This is a genomic window from Oleidesulfovibrio sp. (genome assembly GCF_047973035.1).
Lineage (GTDB): Bacteria > Desulfobacterota > Desulfovibrionia > Desulfovibrionales > Desulfovibrionaceae > Oleidesulfovibrio.
Genome location: NZ_JBKEBF010000037.1, coordinates 37701 through 55175, shown reverse-complemented (window position 1 = coordinate 55175; position 17475 = coordinate 37701). Strand labels below are relative to the sequence as shown.

13 protein-coding genes are annotated in these 17475 nt (G+C 49.1%); 3 read left to right on the top strand and 10 right to left on the bottom strand.

All coding sequences use genetic code 11. The annotated features are described in order from the left end of the window. Window positions 1–18: 18 nt before the first annotated feature. The 3 genes from gyrB to ACK5LI_RS12485 all read right to left on the bottom strand — a co-directional run bounded on the left by gyrB (window position 19) and on the right by ACK5LI_RS12485 (window position 5016). A complete protein-coding gene (gyrB, locus tag ACK5LI_RS12495) occupies window positions 19–2415 on the bottom strand; it encodes a DNA topoisomerase (ATP-hydrolyzing) subunit B (protein ID WP_416949820.1) in 2397 nt (798 codons plus the stop codon). Window position 2416: 1 nt separating this feature from the next. Continuing rightward, complete coding sequence (dnaN, locus tag ACK5LI_RS12490) at window positions 2417–3571, bottom strand: DNA polymerase III subunit beta (protein WP_416949818.1); 1155 nt, start codon at window positions 3569–3571, stop codon at window positions 2417–2419. A gap of 143 nt (window positions 3572–3714) precedes the next feature. Next, entirely contained in the window at window positions 3715–5016 is a 1302-nt protein-coding gene (locus tag ACK5LI_RS12485; RefSeq protein WP_416949816.1) for a DnaA ATPase domain-containing protein, read from the bottom strand. 384 nt (window positions 5017–5400) lie between these two features. On the opposite strand from ACK5LI_RS12485, the gene ACK5LI_RS12480 reads away from it, so the two are divergent. Together ACK5LI_RS12480 and ACK5LI_RS12475 are read left to right on the top strand one after the other, a co-directional pair. After that, window positions 5401–6636: a M23 family metallopeptidase gene (locus tag ACK5LI_RS12480; protein WP_416949814.1), complete on the top strand. Its 1236-nt coding sequence runs from the start codon at window positions 5401–5403 to the stop codon at window positions 6634–6636. Window positions 6637–7263: 627 nt separating this feature from the next. Beyond that, on the top strand, window positions 7264–8361 hold the full coding sequence (locus ACK5LI_RS12475) for a MerR family transcriptional regulator (RefSeq protein WP_416949812.1): 1098 nt from the start codon (window positions 7264–7266) through the stop codon (window positions 8359–8361). Window positions 8362–8470: 109 nt separating this feature from the next. On the opposite strand, the gene ACK5LI_RS12470 is transcribed toward ACK5LI_RS12475, so the two are convergent. The 4 genes from ACK5LI_RS12470 to ACK5LI_RS12455 form a co-directional block, all read right to left on the bottom strand. Then, window positions 8471–10474: an ATP-binding protein gene (locus tag ACK5LI_RS12470; RefSeq protein ID WP_416949810.1), complete on the bottom strand. Its 2004-nt coding sequence runs from the start codon at window positions 10472–10474 to the stop codon at window positions 8471–8473. Window positions 10475–10489: 15 nt separating this feature from the next. Then, window positions 10490–10885, bottom strand: coding sequence for a hypothetical protein (locus tag ACK5LI_RS12465; protein WP_416949808.1), 396 nt, complete (start codon window positions 10883–10885; stop codon window positions 10490–10492). Between the two features lie 334 nt (window positions 10886–11219). Then, window positions 11220–11900, bottom strand: coding sequence for a DUF47 domain-containing protein (locus ACK5LI_RS12460; protein ID WP_416949806.1), 681 nt, complete (start codon window positions 11898–11900; stop codon window positions 11220–11222). Between the two features lie 33 nt (window positions 11901–11933). Beyond that, entirely contained in the window at window positions 11934–13169 is a 1236-nt protein-coding gene (locus tag ACK5LI_RS12455; RefSeq protein ID WP_416949804.1) for an inorganic phosphate transporter, read from the bottom strand. A gap of 284 nt (window positions 13170–13453) precedes the next feature. Here ACK5LI_RS12455 and ACK5LI_RS12450 point away from each other — a divergent pair, with 284 nt between their 5' ends. Next, window positions 13454–15205 (top strand): ATP-binding protein, encoded by a 1752-nt coding sequence (locus tag ACK5LI_RS12450; RefSeq protein ID WP_416949802.1) that lies wholly within the window; start codon window positions 13454–13456, stop codon window positions 15203–15205. Window positions 15206–15427: 222 nt separating this feature from the next. Here the strand turns inward: ACK5LI_RS12450 and infA are convergent, their stop codons facing one another. The 3 genes from infA to uxx1 form a co-directional block, all read right to left on the bottom strand. Beyond that, window positions 15428–15646, bottom strand: coding sequence for a translation initiation factor IF-1 (gene infA / locus ACK5LI_RS12445; protein ID WP_416949800.1), 219 nt, complete (start codon window positions 15644–15646; stop codon window positions 15428–15430). Between the two features lie 105 nt (window positions 15647–15751). Next, complete coding sequence (lgt, locus tag ACK5LI_RS12440; RefSeq protein WP_416949798.1) at window positions 15752–16555, bottom strand: prolipoprotein diacylglyceryl transferase; 804 nt, start codon at window positions 16553–16555, stop codon at window positions 15752–15754. Between the two features lie 610 nt (window positions 16556–17165). Continuing rightward, window positions 17166–17387, bottom strand: a complete 222-nt coding sequence (uxx1, locus tag ACK5LI_RS12435) for a UXX-star selenoprotein family 1 (protein ID WP_416949796.1) — start codon at window positions 17385–17387, stop codon at window positions 17166–17168. Window positions 17388–17475: the final 88 nt, after the last annotated feature.

Sequence of the window (17475 nt, the reverse complement as noted above, 5' to 3'; positions counted from 1 at the left end):
TGACGCCTCTTGCGAAGGTTAAATATCCAGATCCTGCACGGTCAGGGCGTTACGCACGATGAAATCGCGGCGCGGTTCAACCCTGTCGCCCATGAGCTGTTCAAAAATCTCGTTGGCTTCTTCGCCATCTTCCACCTTTACCTGAAGCATGATGCGGTTTTCAGGATTCATGGTGGTCACCCACAGCTGCTCGGCATCCATTTCACCCAGGCCTTTATAACGCTGGATGTTGATGCCCTTGCGTGCTTCCTGAAGCACATGTTCTACCAGCAGGAAGATGTCTGCCACTTCGGCACGTTCGCCTTTACGGTCAACCACAAAGCTGAGGCCGCCGCAGATGCGCCGCATATCCGCCATGGAGTCATAAGGCTGCTTGTACATCTTCGAGTTGAAAAACTCGTTCCCGATGCGGGTTTTGTGACCGTTGGTATCTTCAAATTCCAGATACACACGGCGCTCAAAGCCGGAATCATCAACATCGGTACGCACGGTATACCCGCGGCTGTTCAAAAACTCACCGAAACCGTTAATGAAATCAGGTGTTTCAAACACTTCTGGGGTAAGCTTTGTCTCGTAATCAAGGAATGCAAGGAACAGATTTCTGCCGATACCCACATTCTCCACATCGGCAATCTTGGCCATGACAGACCGGATAGCCTTGAGCAGATCAAGAATCTGAGTCTCGCGGAACTCCATACCGTTGCCGGCTTCGATCACAAGGTCTTTCGCCACGCGTTCCATAAGGTACGAGTTAAGCTCCGCTTCGTCCTTGATGAACTTTTCGAACCTGCTGTTGTACACGCGGAACAACGGAGGCTGCGCGATGTACAGATGTCCGCGGTCGATCAGCTCGGGGTACTGGCGATAGAAGAACGTAAGCAGCAACGTACGGATGTGCGCGCCGTCAACGTCCGCGTCAGTCATGATGACGACTTTGTGGTAACGCAGCTTGTCGTAATCCACGTCATCTTCACCGATGCCTGCACCCATGGCGGTAATCAGCGCTTTGACTTCCTTGTTGGCCAGCATCTTGTCGAAACGGGTTTTCTCTACGTTCAGGATTTTGCCTCGCAGCGGCAGAATGGCCTGAGTTGCAGGATTACGGCCCTGTTTAGCCGAACCGCCTGCAGAGTCACCTTCCACGATGAAGAGTTCGGACTCGGAAGGGTCCTTGCTCTGACAGTCAGCCAGCTTACCGGGCAGCGAGTTGTCAGACAGTGCTCCTTTGCGGCGCACCAGATCTTTCGCCTTGCGCGCAGCATCACGGGCACGGGCCGCATCAACGGCCTTTTCGATGATCAGCTTTGCGTCTTTGGGATTTTCGCCGAAGTAGGTGGTCAGGTTTTCGTATACCAGACCGGAAACGATCCCTACAACTTCACTGTTACCCAGCTTTGTCTTGGTCTGACCTTCAAACTGCGGGTTGGGTAGTTTGACGCTGACAACACCGGTCAGACCTTCGCGCACATCGTCGCCCGAAAGTTTGACCTTAAGCTTTTTAGGCAGATCGGAACCCTGAATGTAGGTGTTGATAGCGCGGGTAAGCGCCGTCTTGAACCCTGCAAGGTGGGTACCGCCTTCCTTTGTGCGGATGTTGTTGGCAAAGGTGAGCATGTTTTCTTTGTACCCTGCATTGTACTGCAAAGCGAAATCCACCATCACGTTATCCGATTCGCCGGAAGAGAAGATGATGGGATGAATGCCGCCTTCACCGGAGTTCAGGTTCCTTACAAACTCCCTGATCCCCCCTTCAAAACGAAAGGAAGCGGACTCTCCGCTGCGTTCATCGATAAACTCGACCTCGAGCCCGGGATTGAGGTACGCGAGCTCCTCAAAGCGTTTTTTGAGGAGCTCGAAAGAAAACTGGTTTGTCTCGAAGATTTCTTCGTCGGGACGGAAACGGATGGTCGTACCCCGAAGGTCGGTTTCACCCTGTTTTTCCAGTTCCTTTACGGGCACGCCCCGCTCAAAACGATGATGATACTTGTAACCGTCACGACGTACTGTCACCTCAAGGTATTCTGACAGCGCGTTTACGCACGAAACACCAACGCCATGCAGGCCGCCGGAAACCTTGTAGGAGTCATTGTCAAACTTGCCGCCTGCATGCAGCACGGTCATGACAACTTCAACAGCGGGCCTGCCTTCCTTCGGGTGAATGTCCACAGGAATGCCGCGGCCGTTATCGATAACCGTCACGCTGTTGTCGATGTGCAGCTTGATTGTAATCTTCGAACAATAGCCGGCCATGGCTTCGTCAATGGAGTTATCCACAACCTCGTACACCAGATGATGCAGGCCGCGAATATCCGTGCTGCCAATGTACATGGCAGGACGCATGCGAACTGCGGACAAACCTTCCAGAACGGTAATGTTTGCCGCGTCGTAGCTCTGCTGTCGCGTCTCGTTGGTCATATTAGACTTCTTCCTCGCTGTAGTACGTCTCTTCCACGATCTTCATAGGCATGACGATGACCAGATAGTCTGGGTCATTGGTGCCGGTCAGACCGCAGGGGCCTTCTGCGCCTGTCAGCGTAAACTTAAGCGCATCGGACTGATAGTGGTTCATAATTTCGATCAGGTTACGCGTGGGGAATGCGATACGCTTCAGGTCGCCGCCGAAGGTGGCTTCCAGAGACTCGACCGCAGAACCTACTTCCTGCCCCTGAGAGGTCAGGGAAATTTCGCTGCTCTCAAGGTCAAAATAAGTGCAGCGGTTGTTGTCGGTATTAAAAATGAGCAGGCGGTCAAGCGCTGCCATCATGTCTTTGCGGCCTACTTCCAGTGAACCGGCTTCAGGAGTGCTCAGTTTGGAAACAAAGCTCGTGTAGTCGGGGTACTGGTAATAAGACAACGGCAGGCTGAATGTTTCACGTTTGTCACCGGCACGGAAGAACAGACGCTTATTGTCGATATTCAGCTCCACCTCATCGGTGCCCAGCCACTTTTTCAGTTCCATGAGGTACTTCTTCTGCACCAGAATACCTTCTGCGGGCAAAAGTGCATGCAGATCGTCATTGAGAAAACGCTGCATGGAGAACTGATGGCCGTTAAGCCCGCAGGCTTCGATGGTGTTGTCTTCCTTGGGCTTGATGCTCATGCAGGCGATGGCTTCCATCGAGTCTTCATCACTGATGCAGAAAGAGAGCTTGTCGATGAGTTCCTGAATGAAATCACCGGACCAGAAAACCGTACCTTCTTCCGGATAATCGGAAAAATTCTGGAACCAGGTGGAGTCATTGGTGGGCAGCTTATATTTACGGCGTCCCTGTTCAATGCTCAGTGATGCTGTTTCCTTATCAATGCGCAGAGTGATCTCACCTGCAGGCAGCTTGCGGATAAGATCCACGAACGCACGACCCTGTACACCTGCAAGACCCTCTTCGGTAATCTCTGCATTGTACGATCCGCGAAACTCGATGTTCGAGTCTGTGGAAAGAACGTGTACCATTCCGGCTTCTGCTTTCAGCCAGATGGAGCGCAGGTATGCGGCTCCTGTTTTGGCAGGAATGATGTTGGCTGCTTTCTGAAGTCCGTCAATCACGTCTTCTTTGAAAACTTTTAAATACATAAGGTATTCTCCCTTTTGTATTATGTAGTAGGCACGGTTCGTTTGTTGCTATCCGGCGTAACTACTTGTTTAATATAGTTATTTAAGGTGCCCGTTTTGTGAATGGTTACGAACCCTTTGTACATCTTACCTTGGTGTCGGCACTATTCACTGCCAGATAGACACTGTTTCTTCAGGTCTGTCACCAGTTGCTTGGTCGTTCTGTCACTATCTATCATTTTCTGAATCTTTTTAACAGCATACATTGCCGTAGAATGATCCTTTCCGCCAAAAATCCTTCCCAGAGCGGGGTAAGAGCTTCCCATAAGTTCACGGCAGAGGAACATGGCAATCTGCCTGGCGAGAACAACTTTCTGGTGGCGCTTATCGCCCGTTATATCCTTTACAGGTAAGGAAAAATGTCCTGCGCACAACGCGAGTATCCGGTCTGCGCTCAGGGGACGGCCTGCACGTGCCTCCGTGTGGCTGAGAACCTGTTCAAAATCACTGTCACTTATGGCTCTGTTCACAAGATCGCGGTACGCGGTAAGCCGGTTAAGAACACCCTGCAGGTGCCTGAAGTCACGAAAGCGCTGGGCCAGCGTGAAAATGTGTTCTTTATTCAGTTGCAGCTTATACAATTTGCACTGCCGCTGGATGAACTTTACCAGAACTTCCAGGTCCGGCGATTTTAGCGTTACAATCAATCCCCATTCCAGCCGTGAACGCAGGCCTGCATCCATGAAATCCAGTTCTGCCAGCTTGCCTGGACAGGTAAACACCATCTGTTTGCGACTGTCATAAAAGCTGTTGAACAGTGATGTCAGTTCTTCCTGCATCTGAGGGAGTTCGCGCAGGCGATGAAGGTCGTCGATAAGCAGGTAACGGCAGTTCTCAAGTGCCTTGCGTGTTGACAACGGCAGACTGCTTGTTGCTAATGTTCCTAAATCATCTACTGTTCCGAGATAAATGTATTTTTTATCTACAGTCTTGCTCAAGTCGTTGGCTATGGCCCGCAGCAGATGGGTTTTGCCGCTGCCGGCAGGTCCGCAGATGACAAAAGGGTTGTACCGGATTTCTTCGTCCCGTCTGGCCACTTCTCTGGCAGATGCCACAGGAAAAAAATTTCGTTTGTTGGATATGAACGTCTCAAAAGTATATTCGCGTCCATATGGAGCTGTAAGCTTTTTTGAGATCGCCGGAGGCGGAGTCGGAGATGTAGGTGCCATACGCCCGCACCGGATACTGTAATCCACTGTATAGCCGTCGCCCATGTACAGGTTAAGTTCGGCCTCAAAGCGGTCCTGTACCTGTATGGAAAACCACTGCGCAAAAAAAGGATGTGGAAAACGCACCTCAAGCCTTTTTTCATCGGCAAGAAGTATTTCCAGAGGATCAAACCATTGGTGCAGGTCCTGTTCTGTGCAGGACTGCCTGAAATGTTGGCGCAGGGCTTTTTTTAGCACGAGTTTATTATCAAATGTAAATGTTTCGATATAGATGCAGGCAGCATGAATACGTAAAAAAGACAGCTTGCCGGAACAGTACCATCCAACCTTAGAAACATATCAGATTATAGGGTTTTTAACAAGCTTTCACGGTGCGGTAAGCGGGTTGGGGAAAGTAGCGTGATAGTTGTGGAAAAAGTCTAGACAATTTCTCGTATTGTCCCTAGGCTTGTATAGTGTGGTTTTGTAGGGTAAACGCCGCACTCAGGTGGAGGTAACCACAAAAAAATCACGGCTACCGTGTGGAAAGGAATAATGCGGGCAGGAAAAGTTAAAAACAGAAGACGTAATAAAAATGGCACTAAACGGCTGGTTGCTGCATGCGGGGGGCTCCTTGCATGCTTGATCATTGTTACGGTTTTCTGGCTGCGGGATGACACAGCGGATGATATACCTACAGTGGCGGAAACCGTTCAGGAACAGGCTCTGGCTGAGGATGTAGCCCAACCGGAACTGCCGCCGATTCCCGTGCCGCAAACAATAAACGGAACCATACAGTCGGGGGATACCGTATCGACCATTCTTGGTGAATGGCTTTCTTCGGCAGAGGTGCATCAGCTGGCGCAAGCCTGTAACGAGGTATTCAAACTCTCTCGTATCAGGGCCGGACAGCCGTGGACTGTAACCTGTCTTGAAGACCAGTTGCAGTCCTTCAGTTATGAAATAGATGATAACAGTACGCTTAATGTCGTCAGAGATGGCGACATGTTTACTGTGGCCGTTGATCCTATCCATTACGATATTCAACTGGACAGGGTTGAGGGGAAAATTGACTCGAACCTGTTTGCAGCTATTGATACCGCCGGTGAAGGTGCTGCATTAGCGTATCGCCTTGCTGACATTTTTATGTGGGAAGTGGATTTTATCCGTGATATCCGTGTAGGAGACTCTTTTACCGTTGTTGTGGAAAAACGGTATAGAGATGGGGAGTTTAAAGGATACGGACGTATTCTTGCTGCCCGTTTCGTCAATCAGGGGGATGCCTACGAAGGATTTCTGCTGGAAGATGATGGTCGCTCCGAATACTTTACAGCGGAGGGCGGCAGTCTGAGAAAAGCTTTTCTTAAGGCTCCGCTTGATTTTCGCCGTATTTCCTCCGGCTACAGCACTGCTCGGCTGCACCCCGTACTGAATGTTGTAAGACCGCATCATGGCATTGATTATGCCGCCCCCACAGGCACCCCGATTAAAGCAATCGGCAGCGGAACCGTTGTTGCTGTCGCACGTACCAAGGCTGCCGGAAAGTATGTAAAAATCCAGCATAAAAACGGTTATGAAAGCGCGTATCTGCACATGTCGCGATATGCCCGCGGAATACGTTCCGGACAGAAGGTCGCTCAGGGGCAGATTATCGGATACGTGGGGGCTACCGGTTATGCGACCGGTCCTCATCTTGATTTCCGTATCAAACGGTATGGGAAATATATGAATCCCAAGACCGTTACAAACCCCCGCGCTACCCCTGTTCCCAAGGTTCGCTTGGATGAGTTTAAAACAGCTGTTGTTTCTTACAAAGGGTACCTTGACGGAACGCTGGCTTTACAGACATATGCTGTAGATAACGTATCTACCTTATAAAAATATAAAGAAAAAATGTTGTAGATAACGCCCCGGAAGGTACTTTCGGGGCGTTTTATTTATGCGTATCTGGGATGGTTTTTTATTGATAAAATTCATATTATTATAAAGTTTTGAACAATATTGTGCCTAAGTTTGTCTGTTTCTCCGACAGATATGTCAGCCACTACCTCCGGCATTGCCCAATGAGTCCGAAGAGGGAAGCCAAGGGCACTCTGATGCATGAAAATCAGATAGGCAACTGCGCCTTGTTGCAAATGTTATAAACATGGTTGGGTAGTAGCCAGTACGGTGCATGAGCCTGAAGCGTGATGTGCTCAGAACATTTCTGAATAGTCAACAGATGGTGAAATATGGAAAGAAGCCTGTTCGGGACAAGGGCTGTGACAAGTTATGAACAGAGTTATGTGACGGTTGGAATTAAGGTAAGTTAGAATAATCAGGGGGAATGACTTCGACCGACTTTGGTACAGAAACCCATGTAGAAATCTGGTCAAGGGAACATCGCCTATATGAGGTATCGCAGGCTAATTCCTTCTTATTGTTGTATCCTCTTGACGACATGTATAAGCTGGCTTACCGATGACTTTATGACCTATCCAGATGCCAGTAAAATAAGGGGTGACGATGACTGACCGAAATTTGACTCATAAAGAGCTTTCTTCAATGCTGGGTGTTTCGGAAACCACAATCAAGAGCTATCGCAGAAAGTTTCCGGGCTGCATTCCTGTAGCCAGCAAGGGCAAGCCTATCCGCTTCACCCCAGAAGCGGGAAATGTGTGCGTACGCATTCGCGATATGTTCAATCTCGGTATGTCTGTAGAAGAGGTGCGCATCCGGCTGGCGCAGGAATTTGACTGGATAGAAGAATGTGTTCCGGGAGAAGAGGAACCTGCTGAAAAGCCGCAGGAGCCTGTGGTGGAAGTGCCGGCTCGTGTGGAGTTGTCTCAGGATCTTTCCGCATCTATGAGTAATCTTGCAAAGTCCATGGTTGCTCTTACTCAGCAGCAGACAACTGTTCTTAAGCGGCTGCAGACCATTGAAACTATGCTTGGCCAGCTGGGGCTTGCCGGTCCAGTTGATTTAAAGCCGATGGAAGCAACACTTGGTCCTGCATGGGAGCGCCGTTTTGAACGGATGCAGCAAGCCATGGAAGCCATCGCAGATTCTGTTACCGGTTTACATCAACAGGTGGAAAAAATTAAATCAGCACCAGCTGAACAGATAGAATCCGTTTTATACTCTGGTGAAACAGAGCATATGGGGCAGGAACCTGTTTCAGAGCCTGATGCCGAGGCTATGTCCGCAGCAGAAGAGTCTGAACGACTCCATGCTGCAGTCCATGCCGCAGCAGTACCCAAGGCTGATCCTCCGCGTCGGATTTTAACCTTGCCGCTGGTTTTCCAGTCTTCCCGCGGGGAATATCTTGGGGTGGCAGGCAAGGCTCGTGGCCGTTTCAGCGCAAATGATCTGAAGGCGTTGCTGGCGATGACGTTTTTTCCGCCGGAACGTTATAACCAGCAGTGGGAGCAGGATGGAGCAGGGTGGTGGATGCTGCTTACCCAGCCGGAAAGCGAAAATCCCAGAGAGTTTGCCATTTATATGGAAGAGACGGTTACCCCGAGGGGGAATATTGTAGCTTCTGTACTGCGTCTTGCCGTAAACGGCACAATGGAACATCCCGTTGAGCTACATAATTTTATCAGTGAAATGCAGGGTGAATAACTATCTGAAAGCAAGCAAAAGCGGCGTATAGAGTATACGCCGCTTTTTTTGTGTCAGTCTGAATTTTGCAATCGTTTTGCAGTCCCGAAAAAGAGATGGCAGGGAAAGCTTATATTTGCTTTGGGAAGCGAATAGTAAAAGTTGTTCCTTTACCCGGCTCGCTGATGCATTCAATAGTACCCCCCAACTTTTGTGAAACAATATTAAAAACAATGTGCAGGCCAAGACCGGTTCCTCCCTGCCCCTTGCGGGTAGAAAAGAACGGCTCGAAAGCCCTGTCGCGTACTTCCGGCGGCATTCCTTTTCCGTCATCTTTGACGATGAGAATTGCGTCAGTATCATCCTGTTCGATACTTACTATTATATTACCACTTTCACTTTCGCTCAGGCCGTGGATAAGGGCGTTGGTAACAAGATTGGAAACAACCTGCATAACCGCGCCGGGATAACAGTAAACTGTCACGCTCTGGCTGCCCACAACGGCAACCGTATGTGAGGTGTGGCGCCAGCTGGACCGCAGGCTCATCATAACTTCATTAAGGTATTCACGCAGGTTCAGCCTGCGGGGGTGTTCTGTGGTCTGATCGACGGCAACCTGCTTAAAACTTTGGATAAGCTCTGCTGCACGGCGCAGGTTAATCATTGATGATGTAATCGATTCCTTTGAGATATCGAAAAAGCGGGTGAGGTCAGACTTTTTCATGGTGTTTGACTGAAGCTTTTCATTGAGCATATCAAGTTGCTCTTCCATGTAGCTTACGCTTGTCAGGCCTAACCCCAGAGGTGTGTTTATTTCGTGAGCAACACCGGCAACCAGACCGCCCAGAGAAGCCATTTTTTCAGACTCCACCAGTTGTGCCTGCGCTGCTTTCAGTTCATCAAGGGAAAGCTGTAATTCCGCTGTCCTGCTTTGCACCCGCTGTTCCAGATCAAGGTTGAGCTGTTCCAATTCATCCAGAGCTATCTTTCGGCCTGTATCATCCTGGCCGACGGAAAGCAGACCTGCAAATTTGCCTTTGTCATTAAAAAGAGCCTGACTGGACCATGCAATCCATACAACTTCGCCACTACGACGGATGGCAGGACGTACATTGCTTCGAGTCTGATTAGGCGCCTTTTCAATTTCATCTATGATGCCAAGGAGTTCTTGCTCCGTCATGTATTCTCTCGTGATAATGGTACCTATCATATTTTTGCCGATCAGCTCATCTGCATTCCAACCGAAAAAACTAAGCCCGTATTCGTTCATAAACTGGATTACACCATGGGTATCTATTTGCATGATAATGCTTCTGGCATGTTCAACAAGCTGGTGGTACTTGTTTTTTGATTTTTTCAACTCCAGCTGAATGATATTTTGGCGTGCGATATGCCAGCGCTGCAGTATGATAAGCAGTAATAATGCAACAACACCAAGTGCACCAAACCAGACTTGATATTTATGTTTTGCATAAAATGTCTGAGGCTTATTCAGCATAACGGTGTCTGCAGGTAGCCTGTCGGCTTTTAATCCGAACTTCTGCAGTACATTCCAATCAAAAACATAACGGTTGGCGCCAGCGCGCATGACAGGGATGGAGTCAGCAGGCGTTCCAGTGATAATGCGCTTAGCAAGTTCTGCGGCCTGTTTGCCTTGGGCAAATCCGCTGATCACATCACCACCGACACTTCCGTGACCTACATAAAATTCAAGCAATGAGTAGACGGGCACAGGGCTGACTTCTGTCAATAATTCCCCCATCCGCTCGTAGGTATAAAATTTTCCGTCTTTATCGGAAAAATACACGCCGATCATAACTGCCTGATTCGGCTGCATGGTACTGATTTTTTTTCGTAGCTCATCAAGAGAAAGATTGTCGTTCCAGATAAATCGTACCTTGCCTTTAAGTGGCTCCAGCTCTTTATCAATAAACGAAACCCATGCCCTGCCGGTTGTAAGGTAGTCGTTAATGATAAATATTTCTTCAATCTCCGGTTGGAGCTTTAAAATTGTCTGCACAGTTGTGAGGGGGCTGGGGCTTTCCACTACCCCTGTATAATTTGTGACAGTCTGCATATCCTGAGGGCGATAGTTGTTTACGCCGCAAAAAATAATAGGGCTTTCAGGCCACATGGCGGGACGATTTTTCTATGCGAATTCAAAAGCATTGTCATCGGACGTAATCACAGCAGCAAACTTCAGGTCCGCATATTTAATAGTGAGTAAATTTTTCAGTGATGCGTAATAGTTATGTGACGTTACCCGCTTTGTGTCCATGTTTTCCACATGGAGAATCACATTTAGTTTTTTATCTGCAAAGCATGTTTCCACAGCACTGGTAATGTCTTTTACCCAATTCATTGTCTGATCATAGGAATTCAGCAAAAGGATATGCTTTGGTGGTTCCGGCTTGGCGGGAATGACATTGCCGGAGGCAGCCATGTGAGTGGTTAAAAGGAAAAGAATGGCTATAACCATCACCCGACAGGCCTGTAGGCTGATGGAAACAGCTCTCAGACTAAAAGGAAGGTGTAAATTCAGCATAAAGCAGCTCTGCCGTGTTTCTGTTATTATTGTCACTTACAGTATACGTGGTTACCTGCCGGATTCTGTTATTTTGTGCGAGTATTTTGTTCTAATGTTTTATAATTATGATTAATTCTTGGCCTGTAATATTGCACAGGCCCTGCTGGTACTCTCGGAAGCATGGCCTCGTTATCTTTTTTATCTGAGAGTTCCGGAGCAGTGACAGATGGAGAGTTCTGCTTAACGCCGGACAGAATATGAAGATTGTGCTTTAGAAACCATAATCTGCAGACCCCAAAAAAGCCCCGCATAGCGGGGCTTTGTTACTTTTAGAGTGCTGCAGGCTGGTGGGTTAGCGTGCAATCATGGAGCGCAGCATGTCGGCGCAGTTTTCCGCGTTATGGCTCATGGCGAAAAGTGCATCTACAAAATGAATCAACTGGTAGATGTCTTTAAAGTCAAGATCGGAACGATAAACCGCAGATACTATGCGGATTCTTTCGCGGAATACCTCGCGCTGCTGAGCACGGACGGCACGGTAGGTATTTTTAATGCTGACTCGGTCCAGTTTACCGTCACCGTGTACCAGCCCTACAGTCGCCTCCAGAGCGGGGCACAGCAGCTCAATGGCTTTGGAAACTTTATGCAGGAAAAAGACAAATTCCTTCTGGAATTCATCAGGGATGGGAATGCGTCGCATACCCAGCCAGTTAAGCGCTTCCTGCCCTGCATCCAGAATGTTGTCCTGGCTGCGGGTATAGTTGATGAACAGGGTTTTATCCACAGCCATGAACAGCGAACGGGGTAAATGGTTACGGATATTACGCTTGATTTTGTCTGCGTGTTCCTCTGCTTCATCCACTTCACGCAAAAGAGTGTTGAAGTCTTTGCATGTGCCACCGGTAATGTAGCATTCCATGGATTCTTCAATAAGTCCCATTCCTTTGGCAATCTGCTCGTAGTGCTCGATTAGTCCGTTCATGGGGGAACGCTCGTCGCGTACAAGCCCGAAAAGGGGTATCCGAATATTCATATATGAAACCTCCGGTAACAGCTTTCAGGCGACCTACAGGAAGGACCATCTGAGCAGCTGGAAAATGACAATGCTGGTAATTGCGGCAATAGGTACTGTAAGTACCCAGTAAAGCACTATTCTGTAAAGTACCCTGAAATCTACGGCACCAAAACCACGGGCCAGACCTACACCTACGATGGAGCCGACAGCTGCATGTGTGGAAGAAACAGGCATACCCATATTGGACGCCATGAGTACCGTTGTTGCAGCACCGAATTCCACAGAAAACCCGCGGGTGTTGGTAAGTTTGGTAATTTTTTCTCCGACTGTGGCCATAACTTTATGTCCCAGCAGAGCGATACCGGCAGCAATGCCTAGACCGCCGATGACAAGCAACCATAGCGGAACCTCTGCGGAAGCAACAAATGTTTGCTCGCGCGCAATCATATAAATGGCAGCTACAGGCCCGATGGCGTTTGCTACGTCGTTTGCACCCTGAGAAACTGCAACATAGCATGCTGTTCCCACCTGCAGCCGCCGGAACATATCCTCTACGGCTTCGGGACCGTCAGCGTCTGCCGGAACAGTGCGGTTGAAAAGAATACGGAAGCCGACCCAGACAACTACTGTGATGATAGCGGTCAGGATAAGCGCGGTAGACCAGTGCAGGTTCATATTTTTACCGACCGGCGTTTTGTAAAAAAAGGAAAGCAGCACAAGGTCGGCAGTAAGGGCAATCCAGAACGGCGCCCAGAATTTTGCTTTTTCAATAATGCGTTTTCGGTACAGAATAAAACGCCGGATATGAGTGAATATAAAGTAGGCGATTGCTGCACCGAACAGCGGTGAAATAATCCACGAAAGAACCACAAAACCCATGCTGCCCCAGTTTACCACTTCCGGTCCGCCGGCAACAATGCCGAACCCCAGAATGGAACCGACGATGGAATGCGTGGAAGAGACAGGCAAAGAAGTAAGTGTGGCAACCAGTACCCACAGCGCGGCAGAAAGCAGGGCGGCAAACATCCCAACCATCATGATGCGCGGATCGGTGATCATGTCTGCGTTGATGATGCCCTTACTGATTGTTTTGGTAACCTGAGCACCCAGAAAAACAGCACCGATAAAGTTAAGAACACCGGCTATAAGAACAGCCTGTTTTACCGTAATGGCTTTTGATCCTACCGATGACGCCATGGAGTTGGCAACGTCGTTGGCTCCCAGATTGAAAGCCATAAGAAAACCGGCGCCTACGGCGAGGACAAGAAAGACGGTATATATATCCATGTAACCTATCCGTTTTAAAAAACGATTTTTTCCGTAACACGAATGCGGTATGGCCTTGTTATCCGGCTATGTTACGGTAAGTATGATACCGTTACCTGCTGTTGAAATGTTACGGACAAACACGTCGCCCCGAAGTCGGGAAAAACGGGCCGTTGTCAATAAAGCGCCATCGGTTTACCTGCCGATTGTAACAATCGTGTGACAAAAACGCCATAAAGTTACGTCTTAATAACGCCATGAAGAAATATTCCATTCGTTTCAGACTGTTTTTAGGAAGTATCATATTGCTGTTTATAGCAATATTTCCGCCATTTTTATACATAAGCGACCTTCTGCGCGAGGACGTTATTACAGAATCGAAGCTGAGGGCAAGAAATGGCCTTGAAATGGCAGTCTGGCTTATGGAGGACCGCGCTCCTTTTGCAAGCCGCAAGGCTATGAATGACTGGGCACAAAAGTTTGGGCAACGTACCGGAATGCGCCTGACCTTTATTGAAAAAGGCAAAGTTATGGCAGATTCGGATGTCCCCTTTGCTGAGATTGCGGATATGGACGACCATGGTCGCCGTCCGGAAGTGCTGGCCGCCATAAAAGGCGGTGAGGGGATGGAAATTCGCTACAGTACGACGCTGGGCAAGGACCTTATTTATATGGCGCGCCCGATTAAGTGGCCTGATGCGGGTCTTGACGGAGTGGTGCGCATTGCGCTGCCGGCATCTATCGTCAATGAGCGTCTGGCAGGGCTGAAAGAAGGGATGGGGGCGGTTTTTCTGATTGCGCTTTTCGCCAGTATGCTGCTCGGATATTTTGTTACACGTTCTCTCGCCCGTTCAATTGAAGGGGTGGCATCAATTGCGCAAGCAATCGGGCAGGGGGAATACCATCGCAGAATCAGAGAATACCCCGGTTCAGAGCTGCGTCCTCTTGTTGACGCCATTAACGATATGGCCACCAACATTCAAAGTCAGATGCAGGTGCTTACCGACCAGAAAGGGCGTCTGGAAGCTATTCTTAACGCAATTACCGACGGCGTTATGGTGCTGAACGAAGAAGGCCGCATTCAGTCCGTAAATGCTGCGCTGACGGAAATGTTTCCGCAGGGTGAGGCGATGCTGGGCACTACGCCGCTTGAAGCTACCATGCAGCTTAACCTTCAGCGTGCTGTGGAAGCCATGCTTCGTAGTGACGATGCAGAACCTGCCGGTAACCGGATCTGCAATATCGAGATGGAAGGCGGTAAGTGCATTGAAATAACGCTGGTGCCGTTCACTGACCCTGCCGGTGCCAGAAAGATTGTACTGGCGTTTCATGATATCAGCGAGCGTGAACAGCTGGAAAAAGTACGTCGCGACTTTGTTGCCAATGTTTCGCACGAGCTTAAAACTCCGCTTACCAGCATTAAAGGGTACGCGGAAATGCTTATTGATGCCCCGCCAGCCCGTAAAGAGCAAAGCGAAAAGTTTCTGGGAACCATTCTGAAGAATGCCAACCACATGATCAAAATGGTTAACAGCCTGCTGGTGCTTGCCCGATCACAACACAAACGTGAACAGGTGGCTATGTCTGCCGTGGATGTGACTCCGGTTTTGCGGCAGACAATACGCGAGATGGGGTTGCACGCAGAGGCTAAACAGATAGTTATAGACAGTCTGCTGCCGGAAGCGCCGCTTACCGTACTGGGAGACAAGGATGCGCTTTTTGAGGTGTTCCATAACCTGCTGGACAATGCGATAAAGTATAGCCCTGAGCATTCTAAGATTATTGTGACGGGCAGGCAGAGTGAGGGCCGTGTGGCCATTTGCATAAAAGACACCGGTCCGGGGATTCCGGCAGTCAGTAAGGAGCGTATTTTCGAACGCTTTTACAGGCTTGATAGGGACGGAGATCAGAATAAATCCGGTTCTGCGGGGTTGGGCCTTGCTATCTGCAGACGTATAGTAAAAAGCCACGGTGGTGAAATATGGGTTGAAAGCCCGCTTGATGCAGCCAGCGGAACCGGTGCCGCGTTTTTTGTGACTCTTGATGCGGCAGAATAGATATTATTCCGCAGGAGTGATTGTTTTGTTTACTTAAGCACAGGAAGCTGTGCAGGCGGATAAAAAATAAAGCCCCCGCATAGATAGATGCGGGGGCTGACTGTTTGTATTGCATGTAGTTTTGCTTAGTCTCTGTCGCTTAGACGCGGGCAGAAAAAAGAGCGCAACAGACTGTTCCGCGCTTGGCACGGGAACAAAAGCATTATCTGGGCCTTTGTCAGGCTACTTCATTCGATAGGTAATACGTCCGCGGTTCAGATCGTAGGGAGAAAGCTCCACACGAACCCTGTCACCTGGTAATATCCGAATGTAAAATTTGCGCATTTTGCCCGAAATATGCGCAAGTACAGTATGCCCGTTTTCCAACTCTACCTGAAACATTGCGTTGGGCAGGGCTTCCTGGACGATGCCGTCTACTTCGATGGCCTCTTCCTTCGCCATGACTCCTCCTGATGGCTCGCAAAATATTGTAATGCAGCCTTAAAAGGCGCAATACCAACGCAATCGCCATTCCACAAAAAGAGACAGCTGTCAATGAAGAGCAAGTTAATTAGTATGTAAGGCGGATTTTGCTTCGTTTTTCATTGCAATACCCACCAGAACGAGGCCTCCCAGTATCATGGGCATGCACAGAATCTGCCCCATGGTCAGCCAGCCGAAGGCCAGATACCCGAGGTGTGCATCGGGTTCGCGGAAGAATTCCACAAAGAAGCGGAAGCTGCCGTAGAGAAACAGGAACATGCCGGAAACCGCCATGCGCGGGCGAGGTTTGGCAGAAAATACCCACAGGATGACAAACAGGGCTACGCCTTCAAGCAGAGCTTCGTACAATTGCGAAGGGTGGCGGGGGAGCGGACCGGCACCGGGGAAGATCATTCCCCATTCTGCAGCAGTGTGTCTGCCCCACAGTTCTCCGTTAATAAAATTGCCCAGTCTGCCGGCAAGCAGCCCCGGAGCAACAAGGGGCGCTGTAAAGTCTGCTACATCAAAAAGAGCTTTTTTATTGTGACGGGCAAACAGCCACATGGCGATGATTACGCCCAGAAGCCCGCCGTGAAAGCTCATGCCTCCGTTCCATATTTTAAAAATATCGAGCGGATTTTGTAAAAAGTATGACGTTTCGTAAAACAGAGTGTAGCCTAATCTGCCACCCAGTACGACGCCGAAAACGCCGTATGTGACCAGATCGTCAACTTGTTCTGCAGTCCAGCCCGACCCCGGCTTGAGCGCGCGTGAGCGAGCCAGCAACCATGCGGCAATAAAGCCCAGAATGTACATAAGCCCGTACCAGCGGATGCTGAGCGGACCGATGCTGAATGCTATGGGGTCAATGACGGGATAATTGATCATTCACTTCTCCGAGTGCGTGCTGTGTGTTTTAGATGGTACTGAGTGCCCACCATAGGTATGCTTGGCTCGTTTTTTTTGTCAATCTAAGGATTATTATCACAAGCTGCGGCTTTAGGCACAAAACCGCAGCTTGTGCGGCTTGCACAACTAAATCTCATATCAACTTTTATTTTGCGGTATGTTGACTCGTCGTGTTGAACGAGCCGTTGTGGGTTGCTGCTCAAAAACTGGAAGAGTATTTAGTATGACAGGCATAAGTTGTTAGTTATACAGGCCAAATGTTGTAGCATTTAATGCCCCTGACGTTGCGGATAGGTTGCGATAGTTGCCTGCTTCTTAAAGGCTTCACCGTTGTTTTTTTAACAGTGCTTGCAGGGTAAGTAAGATTTTTACGAGCGGACGAAGTGTTGCCGGGCAAGTGAAAATTATCTGCGGGAGATAATATAGAGCTGTTGTAGCTGGTTCTGTTATGCAAAAGCGAATCAGAGGAGGGTGCGTGTAGCCTGAAAGAGTGTTGCAGAAGCGGAGCTATATGATCAGTTCGTAGGGGCTGAGAATGCATGTAAAAGGACAAGCGTAGCGCCGTCTACCTGACGGGCTGCTATAATGTTCAGGAACCCCTGTTAAAACCTACGGAAACAAGCTCGTCACCGTGGTTGGTGCGCCGCGCCAGAACAGGAACTCTGCGTAGCCCGCCTGAAAGTTTCAGCATCGCTTGTAACCCCTCTTCGTTCTCCAGTACGTTGATATATACATGTTCGGGGTTCGCCTCTCGCGCTCGTTTTGTATGCGGGCAGTTGTCCTTGCCGTATATTATCAGTGTATCCAGCATGTCAGTTACTCCTCTTACTGCTCTTCTTCCTCTGGCGCGAGTTATACTTAATAAGACCTGTGTGTTGTACTGCTTATCATAGCTTGAC